At 73.4% G+C, this 10,281-nt stretch carries 7 protein-coding genes; 3 read left to right on the plus strand and 4 right to left on the minus strand.

Annotated features, from left to right (window positions below):
- A partial coding sequence (locus tag IH00_RS38390) for an arginine deiminase (RefSeq protein WP_039947799.1) occupies positions 1-1,106 on the minus strand: 1,106 nt, incomplete at its 3' end.
- A 60-nt stretch (positions 1,107-1,166) separates the two neighbouring features.
- On the minus strand, positions 1,167-3,074 hold the full coding sequence (locus IH00_RS43145; protein WP_031080658.1) for a hypothetical protein: 1,908 nt from the start codon (positions 3,072-3,074) through the stop codon (positions 1,167-1,169).
- A 301-nt stretch (positions 3,075-3,375) separates the two neighbouring features.
- Here IH00_RS43145 and IH00_RS0135910 point away from each other — a divergent pair, with 301 nt between their 5' ends.
- Together IH00_RS0135910 and IH00_RS0135915 are read left to right on the plus strand one after the other, a co-directional pair.
- A complete protein-coding gene (locus tag IH00_RS0135910) occupies positions 3,376-4,875 on the plus strand; it encodes a 3' terminal RNA ribose 2'-O-methyltransferase Hen1 (RefSeq protein WP_031080660.1) in 1,500 nt (499 codons plus the stop codon).
- Entirely contained in the window at positions 4,872-7,424 is a 2,553-nt protein-coding gene (locus IH00_RS0135915) for a polynucleotide kinase-phosphatase (protein WP_031080662.1), read from the plus strand. The genes IH00_RS0135910 and IH00_RS0135915 overlap by 4 nt, the downstream gene beginning before the upstream one ends.
- Before the next feature lie 230 nt (positions 7,425-7,654).
- Here IH00_RS0135915 and IH00_RS0135920 read toward each other — a convergent pair whose 3' ends face one another.
- Positions 7,655-8,413 carry a hypothetical protein gene (locus IH00_RS0135920; RefSeq protein WP_199819882.1) on the minus strand — a complete coding sequence of 253 codons (759 nt, stop codon included), beginning with the start codon at positions 8,411-8,413 and terminating at the stop codon, positions 7,655-7,657.
- A 161-nt stretch (positions 8,414-8,574) separates the two neighbouring features.
- Positions 8,575-9,534 (minus strand): SMP-30/gluconolactonase/LRE family protein, encoded by a 960-nt coding sequence (locus IH00_RS0135925; protein ID WP_031080666.1) that lies wholly within the window; start codon positions 9,532-9,534, stop codon positions 8,575-8,577.
- A gap of 107 nt (positions 9,535-9,641) precedes the next feature.
- On the opposite strand from IH00_RS0135925, the gene IH00_RS0135930 reads away from it, so the two are divergent.
- On the plus strand, positions 9,642-10,094 hold the full coding sequence (locus IH00_RS0135930) for an Lrp/AsnC family transcriptional regulator (protein WP_031080668.1): 453 nt from the start codon (positions 9,642-9,644) through the stop codon (positions 10,092-10,094).
- Positions 10,095-10,281: the final 187 nt, after the last annotated feature.

Below are 10,281 nucleotides of genomic sequence, written 5' to 3' on the forward strand. Positions count from 1 at the left end.
TTCCGCTCGTACGCGACCACGACCCCCGGCTCCACCGCCAGCACGTTGCAGCCGTCGTCCCACTGCTCGCGCTCGGCCGCGTGCACGTCCTGCGTCGCGGTCAGCACCCGGATCGACGTCAGGCCGAGCGCCGCCGCGATCGCGCTGTGCATCTGCTCGGGCGGATGGTCCGAGACCTTCAGCGTGCCGCCCCGGTCCCCCGGGTCGATGGTGTACGAGCGCAGCATGCCGAGCCCCGCGTACTGCGTGAACGTGTCCGCCGCGACCATCGTCATCACCGTGTCCAGGTGCATGAAGGCGCGGCTCTTCGGCATGTCGAGCGCCACGATCGTGCGCGCCGAACCGGCCGCGAACATGCCGCGGGCCAGCATCTCCACCGCCTGCGGGGTGGTCCTCTCGCTCATCCCGATGAGCACCGCGCCGTTGCCGAGCACCAGCACGTCACCGCCCTCGATGGTGGACGGGTAGTCGTCCTGCCCCTCCGACCAGTGGTGGAAGGAACCGGCCTCGGGACCGGTGAAGAGGGGATGGTGCTTGTAGATCGCCTCGAAGTGGACCGTCTCGCGCTGCCGGGCCGGGTAGCGCATGGCGTTGATGGCGACACCGTCGTATATCCAGGCGGAGGTGTCGCGGGTGAACAGGTGGTTCGGCAGCGGCGGCAGCAGGAAGTCGTCCAGGTCCATGACGTGGAACCGGACGGAGGTCGGCTCGGGGTGACCGGCCAGGTACTCCCGCTTCGTCATGCCGCCGACCAGCGCCTCGACCAGCTTGGCCGTCTCCATCGCGTCGAAGACCGCCCTCAGGTGGTCCGTGGCGAGCGGCCCGTACTCCTTCTCGTCGAAGACCCGGTCCAGCACGAGCTTGCGGGCCGCCGGCATCTCCAGTGCCTCGCGCAGCAGATCACCGAAGAGGTGCACCATTACGCCCCGGTCGCGCAGCACGTCGGCGAACCCGTCGTGCTCCTGACGCGCCCGCCGCACCCAGAGCACGTCGTCGAAGAGGAGCCCCTCCTTGTTGCTGGGCGTCAGCCGCTTCAGCTCCAGGTCGGGCCGGTGCAGGATGACGCGGCGGAGCCGCCCGGTCTCGGAATCGACATGGAATCCCATGCCTCCATCCTGGCCGAGGCGGGCGCTCCGCGCGCCCCCGCGTGCGGGACCGACGTACCGTCAGATCGCCAGCAGGAGCGCGATCAGGACCACCAGGAGGAGCACCAGGGCGGCGCCCAGGCCGAAGAGGACGAACCGGCCGTCCTGCACGGCTCGCTGGTCATCGGAGCCCTCCCGGCGTCCGGCCGGGGGCGCGGCTGCCGGCGTGGTGCCCTCGGGCACCGGGGCCCGGGTCGGTGCCACGGGCGCGGGCGGAGAGGCCGGGGGCGCGAGGGGCTGCGAAGGGGCCGGGGGCGCGGCGGTGTACGCGGCCATGAGCAGCGCCTGCCAGGCCGCCTCGGGCAGGCGGGGCTCGTCGCTCTCCACGATCCGGCGGACCGCCGCCTGCGCGGCCCGGTGCGGCCCGGTGCTCAGCCGAGGCAGCAGGACGGCCAGCCGGTCCGAGATCCGCGGGTCGCCGAGCAGCGGGCGGACCGCCCAGCGGTAGAGGGAGGCGGCGTTGGCGGCCCGTACCCCGCCGTCGGGGTCGCCGAGGTCCACCGCGCGGTCCGTGAGGAAGAGCCCCTGGTCGAGCAGGACGACGCACAACTGCGTGCGCGTCTCCCGGCTCCAGGCGGGCCACCGCTCCACGGCTTCCTCCACGAGCTGCGACAGCACGTCGTAGTGGACGGGCTGGCGCAGCGCGCGCAGCAGGTCCGCGTCCGGGGCCCCGTCCAGCACCTCGCGGGACAGCGGTTCGCCCGGGGCGTGCGGGTCGGCCGGGTCGTACGGACGGGCCACCACCGCGAGCAGGTGGCCGGGGCGCCCGCGCCGTGAGCGCCCGGCGCGCCGCCACCTGCGCACTCCGCGGCGCGGGACCGGCCACTCGGGCGCGGCGGGCGGCTCCGGAGCGGCGGGTGGTTCGGGAGCGGTGGGCGGCTCGGGAGCGGCGTCCGCCGCCCTGTGCGGCCGCTGCACCGGGGGGCGCGCCGGCCGGGCGGCGGGATGCTCCTCGTCCGCCAGCAGCACCAGCGCGTGCTCCGCCACCTCCAGCAGGGGCCGCGACGCGTGCCCGGCGGCGCTCCTGAGCGCGGTGCGCACCCGGCGCGCGGGGCGGCCGTCCTCGCCGAGGTCGCGCAGGTGGTGGGAGACCAGCCGCCGCGCGACCTCCTCGGCCCGGTCCGCGCGCCGCTCCAGGGGGTCCGTGCGCCGCCGTGCCCCGCCGCCGGGCGGCCGGCCAGTCCAGTGGCCGAGGAACACGAACCGCAGGTCGTCCGCCTCGGCGGTGTCGTGCGTGGCGAACGTCCAGCCGTCCCCGGCGTGCTCGCCGAAGATGCCGTGCAGCCCCCACAGCACCCGGCAGGCCGTCGTACCGCCCGAGGGGTCCAGGAGCGTGAAGCGGGCTGCGGGGTCCCGCAGGAACTCCGCGACCGCGCCCGTCAGTTCGTCCCGGGCGCGCGACACGGTCCGGGCGAGCTGCAGCCGGCCCTCCTCGGCCGTCGGGCGCAGCACGGCGCCGGGGACGGGCGGCAGCGGCCCGCGCACGCCGGGCGGCAGTCTGCTGCCCTGCCAGCACCACCCGTGCAGGCCCAGGCAGGTCGCGGGGTCGAGGAGGTCGGCCGGCCCGACGAGCGCGTGGCACAGGGTGCCGGTGCGCCCGTCCGCGTCGCGCCACGGCGACCGGTGGGCGAGCAGGACGCCGTCGCCGTACCGAAGCCGCACCAGCGCCGGCGCGGGTTCCCCGCCGGTGGGGCGCAGCAGGGCTCCGGCGCGGCCGAGGCCGGCCTCCGCCCCGGCGGCGCCGGGCGACCAGGCCACCGGAACCGGCCCGGGGGCGGTGCCGCCGGAGGCGGCGGAAGCACCCTCGCGACCGGCGTCGGTGCCGGCACCGGTACCGGTGTCCCAGCGGAAGACGATCTGCTCCAGAGCCGTACCACCTGCTGGAACAACCGCTTCCGCACTGGCGCGGTCCTGACCGGAAAGACTCACCGTGCACCCCCGAAAGCCGTTCCCCTGCCCGTACCGTGCTGCCCGCTCCGGGAACGCGCCGATCTCCGCACTGCGGTGCCGCCCGCTCGTCCGTTCGCATGCAACTCCCCAGCTCACCGGGTGAGTTGAAGTCGTGTGGGTGATGAACGTAGGGGCTGCCCAGACCGGCGTCAACACGCCCCGGGCGGCACGAAACGGGTGATCCTCCCCGTGCTCCCCGTGCGCCTCCCACGCGCCCCGGGACCGTCGCCGGACCGAAAACCCATGGTCGGGCACGTCACGCTGGGTGATACTCGGACCTGTGTTCCTGACGATCAGTACCACCGGCATCCCTGAACGCCCCGCGACCGACCTCGGGTTCCTGCTGCACAAGCATCCCGACAAGGCGCAGGCGTTCTCCACCTCCTACGGCACGGCGCACGTCGTCTACCCCGAGGCGTCGGCGGAGCGCTGCACGGCCGCGCTCCTGCTGGAGGTGGATCCGGTGGCGCTCGTACGCCGCGGGAAGGGCAAGGGGCGCGGCGGCGCACCCGACCAGGCGCTCGCGCAGTACGTGAACGACCGCCCCTACGCCGCCTCCTCGCTGCTCGCCGTCGCGCTCGGCAATGTCTTCTCCAGCGCTCTGAAGGGGCAGTGCAACGCCCGGCCCGAGCTCGCCGGCCAGACGCTGCCGCTGCGCATCGAAGTGGCGGCGCTGCCCGCGCGCGGCGGGGCGGACCTGGTGCGCAAGCTGTTCGAGCCGCTCGGCTGGACGGTGACGGCCGACCCGATCGCGCTGGACGAGCGGTTCCCGGAGTGGGGCGACTCGCGCTACGTACGCCTCGTCCTGGAGGGCGAGCAGCGGCTCGCCGACGCCCTGCGGCACCTGTACGTGCTGCTGCCGGTGCTGGACGACGCCAAGCACTACTGGGTCTCGCCCGACGAGGTCGACAAGCTGCTGCGGGTCGGTGAGGGCTGGCTGGCCGCCCACCCGGAGCACAAGCTGATCACCAGTCGCTACCTGTCGCGCCGCTGGTCGCTGACGCGGGAGGCGATGGAGCGCATCGAGCTGGCCCGGCTGGCCGCGGCCGACGACTCCGAGGTGGAGGAGCTCGACAACGCCGTCGACGAGGACGCGGACACCGAGGAGCGGCCCGTCCCGCTCGCGGTGCAGCGCCGTGAGGCGATCATCGAGGCGCTGCGCGCCGCGGGCGCGAGCCGGGTGCTGGACCTCGGCTGCGGGCAGGGCCAGCTCGTCCGCGAGCTGCTCAAGGACCCGCGTTTCACCGAGATCGTCGGCATGGACGTGTCGATGCGGGCGCTGACCCTGGCCGCGCGGCGGCTGCGGATCGAGCGCATGGGTGAGCGGCAGGCGGAACGCGTCCGGCTGATGCAGGGATCCCTCGCGTACACCGACAAGCGGCTCAAGGGGTACGACGCGGCCGTGCTGAGCGAGGTCATCGAGCACCTCGACCTGCCGCGGCTGCCCGCACTGGAGTACGCCGTCTTCGGTGCCGCCCGCCCGGCGACCGTGCTGGTGACGACGCCGAACGTCGAGTACAACGTCCGCTGGGAATCGCTGCCGGCCGGGCACGTCCGGCACGGCGACCACCGCTTCGAGTGGACCCGCGAGGAGTTCCGCACCTGGGCCGGGTCCGTGGCGGAACGACACGGGTACGGCGTGGAGTTCGTCCCGGTGGGCCCCGACGACCCCGAGGTCGGCCCGCCGACCCAGATGGCCGTCTTCACCCTGGCCGCGCCCGCACCCGCGCCCGCGCCGGCAACCGCATCCGCACCGGCATCCGAGGAGAAGGTCGCATGACCACGACCCCGACCCCGACCCCGACCCGCAGACTGCCGGTCACCGACCTGTCCCTCGTCGTCCTCATCGGCGCCACGGGCTCCGGCAAGTCGACCTTCGCGCGCAAGCACTTCAAGCCGACCGAGGTCATCTCGTCCGACTTCTGCCGCGGGCTGGTCGCCGACGACGAGAACGACCAGAGCGCCAGCGGCGACGCCTTCGACGTCCTGCACTACATCGCGGGCAAGCGCCTCGCGGCCGGTCGGCTGACCGTCGTCGACGCCACGAACGTGCAGCAGGAGAGCCGCAGGCAGCTGATACGGCTGGCGCGCGAGCACGACGTGCTGCCCATCGCCATCGTGCTCGACCTGCCGGAGGAGGTGTGCGCCGAGCGCAACGCCGCCCGCCCCGACCGGGCCGGCATGCCGCGCCACGTCATCCAGCGCCACCGCCGCGAGCTGCGCCGTTCGCTGCGCGGCCTGGAGCGCGAGGGCTTCCGCAAGGTGCACGTGCTGCGCGGCGTGGAGGAGGTCGAGGCGGCCGAGGTCGTCCTGGAGAAGCGGTTCAACGACCTGCGCCACCTGACCGGCCCCTTCGACATCATCGGCGACATCCACGGCTGCTCCTCCGAACTGGAGACGCTGCTCGCCAAGCTGGGTTACGTCGACGGCCACCACCCCGAGGGACGCACGGCCGTCTTCGTCGGCGACCTCGTCGACCGCGGACCGGACAGCCCCGGCGTGCTGCGCCGCGTCATGGGCATGGTCGCCTCCGGCGACGCGCTCTGCGTGCCCGGCAACCACGAGAACAAGCTCGGCCGCTGGCTCTCCGGCAAGAAGGTGCAGCAGACGCACGGCCTCGCCGAGACCGTCGAGCAGCTCGGCAAGGAGAGCGAGGAGTTCCGCGCGCAGGTGCGGGAGTTCATCGGCGGGCTCGTCAGCCACTACGTCCTGGACGGGGGCAGGCTCGTCGTCTGTCACGCCGGCCTGCCGGAGAAGTACCACGGCCGGACCTCGGGGCGGGTGCGCTCGCACGCGCTGTACGGCGACACGACCGGCGAGACCGACGAGTTCGGGCTGCCCGTGCGCTACCCGTGGGCCGAGGACTACCGCGGGCGCGCCGCCGTCGTCTACGGCCACACGCCCGTGCCGAGCACCTCGTGGATCAACAACACCATCTGCCTGGACACCGGTGCGGTGTTCGGCGGCAGGATGACCGCGCTGCGCTGGCCGGAGCGCGAACTGGTCGACGTACCGGCCGAGAAGGTCTGGTACGAGCCGGTCAGGCCGCTCGCCACGGAGGCGCCCGGCGGGCACCAGGGCCGGCCGCTCGACCTGGCCGACGTGCACGGACGCCGGGTCGTGGAGACGCGGTACGCGGGCAACGTGGGCGTGCGCGAGGAGAACGCCGCGGCGGCACTGGAGGTGATGAGCCGCTTCGCGATCGACCCGCGGCTCGTGCCCTACCTGCCGCCGACGATGGCGCCCACCGCCACGTCGCGCCTCGACGGCTACCTGGAGCACCCGGCCGAGGCGTTCGCCGCCTACGCGGCCGACGGGATCGGACGCGTCGTGTGCGAGGAGAAGCACATGGGGTCGCGCGCCGTCGCCCTGGTGTGCCGGGACGCGGACGCGGCCCGGGAGCACTTCGGCGTGGACGCGGGTCCGACCGGGTCGCTCTACACGCGCACCGGACGGCCCTTCTTCGACGACGCCGCCGTCACCGAGGAGATCCTCGGCCGGCTGCGCGCCGCGATCGCGGCGGCCGGGCTGTGGGAGGAGCTGGACACCGACTGGCTGCTGCTCGACGCCGAGCTGATGCCCTGGTCGCTGAAGGCGTCCGGGCTGCTGCGCTCGCAGTACGCGGCGGTCGGCGCGGCGTCCTCCGCCGCCTTCCCCGCCGCCCTGGGGGCCCTCGAAGCGGCGGCAGGGCGTGGTGTGGAGGTCGGCGGGCTGCTGGCCCGGCAGCGGGAGCGGGCCGCGGACGCGGCCGCCTTCACGGACGCGTACCGCCGCTACTGCTGGACCACCGACGGGCTGGAGGGCGTGCAGCTGGCGCCGTTCCAGCTGCTCGCCGCGCGGGACCGCAGCCTCGCCACGCTCCCCCACGACGAGCAGCTGGCACTGATCGACCGCATGGTCGAGCACGACACCACCGGGCTGCTGCGCACCACGCGCCGCCTGTACGTCGACACGGGCGACGAGGCGTCGGTGGCGGCCGGTGTCGACTGGTGGCGGGAGATGACGGGCCGCGGTGGTGAGGGCATGGTGGTCAAGCCGCTCGCGGCGCTGGCCCGGGACGGCAAGGGCCGCCTGGTCCAGCCGGGCATCAAGTGCCGCGGCCGGGAGTACCTGCGGATCATCTACGGCCCCGAGTACACCCGTCCGGACAACCTGGAGCGGCTGCGCAGCCGCTTCCTCGGCCACAAGCGCTCCCTCGCCCTGCGGGAGTACGCGCTCGGCCTGGAGGCACTGGCCCGGCTGGCGGACGGCGAGCCCCTGTGGCGCGTCCACGAGGCGGTCTTCGCGGTCCTCGCCCTGGAGTCCGAACCGGTCGACCCGCGCCTGTAGCGCCAGGGGCGCCCCGTCGATCAGGCCGGACCGCCGAGGTGCCCCGCCGGGCGCCGCGAGCCCGCCTGATCGGTGAAGCGCTCCTCCGGCCCGCCGGCCGCCGGAGGGGCGCGGGTCCGGGACCCCGCGCCCTCTCCACGTCCCCGCGTCCGGGACCCGCCCCCCGGGACCCGCCCCCGCTCAGGCGGCCGGGCTCCGGCCGGCTGCCGATGTCCCGGGAGCTCCGGGGATCACGGCTGGCTGCGGTGCCCGCGAGGACCGCCCGTGCCGGGGGCCAGTGCGGCGCTGACGCGGGCGAGGCGGGTCGTGGGCAGGGCGAAGCGATTGGCCGGGTTGCGGTAGGAGTAGTGCCCGTCGTTGATCCAGCCGGTGTCCTCGGTCCTCACCCAGTGCACAGGACCGGCCGGCTGCTGGCTTTCGAGAAGAGCGGCCGCCAGCCTGTCCGGGGCGTCCACGGCGACGCGGGCGTGGAGCGCGGCCGCCAGCCGGTCGACCGCGTCACCGGGCACCGCGTCGTCGCCGCACGCAGGCAGGAGGAGCAGCAGCCGGGCATGCGGGTCGTCCGTGCTCCCACCGGGAAGTCCGCTGTCGGCCGCGGCGCACAGCTCGGCCCAGTTCAGGGCCGGACCCATGAAATGCCCCTCGTCCTGGGCGAGGTGCTCGACCTGCTTCCAGTGGGGATGGTGCAGGAGGTAGTCGACTCCCTCGTCGTCCTGGAAGGCGCGATACACCACGTGCAGCCGGTGGCCGCCGGCGAGCGGCACCGTGAAGACCGGCCAGTCGTCACCGGTGAGCAACCGGTGGTGGAAATCCGTCGCCTGCTCCTCGTCGACGCCGAGCAGCAGCTCGCCGGCTCCCTCGTCCTGCACGCAGTTGTACAGGTGGCCGAGCCAGAACATCCTGTCGTCCAGGAGTTCGGGGCGGTGGCTGAACGGGCCGCCGTCGTATCCCGGTATCCGGTCGGGGTGCATCTCAACACTGTTCGTCACGCGGCTCATCATCCCGCCCTCCACGGGCCCTGAACGACACCGCACTTCAGGACAGCGCTCAGCCGGGGCCGCGGTGGCGCGGGAGCACCATCGCGCGGGGTGAGCCCCGCTCGGCCCGCACCCCGCGGACCCGACGGTGCGGTGACGGACCGACCGGGAGTTCACCGGGGCGCGGGCTCCAGCCAGGGCCTGCGCCCCGGTCCGGTCGGGTGCGTGCCGGTGACGCCCATGACCACCGAGTACAGGCTGGTCTCCGCGGTGATGAAGAGGCGGTTGCGCTTGGCGCCGCCCCAGGCGATGTTGGCAACCGCCTCAGGCACGTTCAGGCGGCCGATCAGGGTGCCGTCGGGGTCGTAGCAGTGCACGCCGTCGTCCATCGCGGCGGCCCAGAGCCGGCCGCCGTCGTCGAAACGGAGGTTGTCGAAGCGGGCCTTCCCGCGGGCCCCGGCCTCGGCGAAGACCTCGCCCTCGGACAGGGTGCCGTCGTCGCGCACGTCGAAGACCCGGATGAAGCCCGCTCGGGTGTCGGAGACGAACAGCTGCCGCTCGTCGGGTGAGAAGACCAACCCGTTCGGCGCGCCGAAGCCGTCCGCGACCAGTCGCACGTCGCCCGTGGCCGGATCGATCCGGTAGACGTTGTTGGAGCCGATCTCGCTCTGCGCCCGATACCCCTCGTAGTCGCTGGTGATGCCGAAGTCCGGGTCGGAGAACCAGACGGAACCGTCGGACTTCACGGTCGCGTCGTTCGGGCTGTTCAGGCGCTTGCCCTGCCAGCGGTCGGCCAGCACGGTGAGGGTGCCGTCGTGTTCGGTCCGGGTCACCCGGCGGTTGCCCTGCTCGCAGGTGATCAGCCGGCCCTCGCGGTCGAGGGTGTTGCCGTTGGTGTGTCCGGCGGAGCGGCGGAAGACGCTGACAGAGCCGGTCTCCTCGTCCCACCGCAGCATCCGGTCGTTGGGGATGTCGCTCCAGACCACCTGGCGCCAGGCGGGCAGGTAGATCGGCCCCTCGGCCCAACGGCAGCCGGTGTACAGGACCTCCAGTGCCTCATCACCGTTCATGCACCTCCCGGTACGGAACCGGTCGTCAAGCATCTCGTACAGCCCCGGGCGCTCGCCGCTCATGGAGTCCGCTCCTCACGAAAGTCAGCACATGCCGAATGTGAATCGGCCTGAAGCGCATGCTGCAAGATGAGATACTGCCGTGACTAGTCGATTCCGAACGGAGAGTTGTGGATCACATTGATCGGGCGCTGCTGGCGCAGCTCCAGCAGGACGCCACCCAGCCCTACGCCGCGCTCGGTCAGGCCGTCGGCCTGTCCGCCGGTGCCGCCCACGAGCGGGTGCGGAAGCTGCGGGAGCGCGGCGTCATCCGGCGTACCACCGTCGACGTGGACCCGGCCGCCGTGGGCAGCGCCGTCCTGGCCTACGTGATGGTCGACTCGACGTCCTGGATGGGTGATTCGGCGCCGGACTTCGCCGCGCTCCCCGAGATCCTGGAGGCGCACGTCATCGCCGGCAGTGCCTCGGTGCTGGTGAAGGTCAGGACCGCGACCACCGAGCAGCTGCAAGACGTGCTGCGCCGGATCTACGCCATCGACGGGGTGAGCGGAACGCAGGCGACGGTGGTCCTGGAGACCTTCTTCGAGCGGCCGCTCTCACCGCTGACCGCCGACCAGCCGTGACCGCAGTGGGCCCGGCGCCCGCCCTGCGACAAACGATGAAACCGTCGGGACGCGTGATCCGCGACTGCGACGGCGTCCTGACCGGCACCGAACACCTCGCCGTACGCTTCGGATCGCGCTCGGGAGGAGATCCTCGCCGTACGCTTCGGATCGCGCTCGGGAGGAGATCCTCGCCGTCCGACCCGCC

The sequence above is a fragment of the Streptomyces sp. NRRL S-118 genome, assembly GCF_000716335.1.
In the GTDB taxonomy this organism is placed as follows: Bacteria; Actinomycetota; Actinomycetes; order Streptomycetales; family Streptomycetaceae; genus Streptomyces.

Coding starts and splice junctions, on each gene's coding strand:
- IH00_RS0135915 (WP_031080662.1), top strand. CDS start 4,872: ATGACCACGACCCCGACCCCGACCCCGACCCGCAGACTGCCGGTCACC.
- IH00_RS0135925 (WP_031080666.1), bottom strand. CDS start 9,534: ATGAGCGGCGAGCGCCCGGGGCTGTACGAGATGCTTGACGACCGGTTC.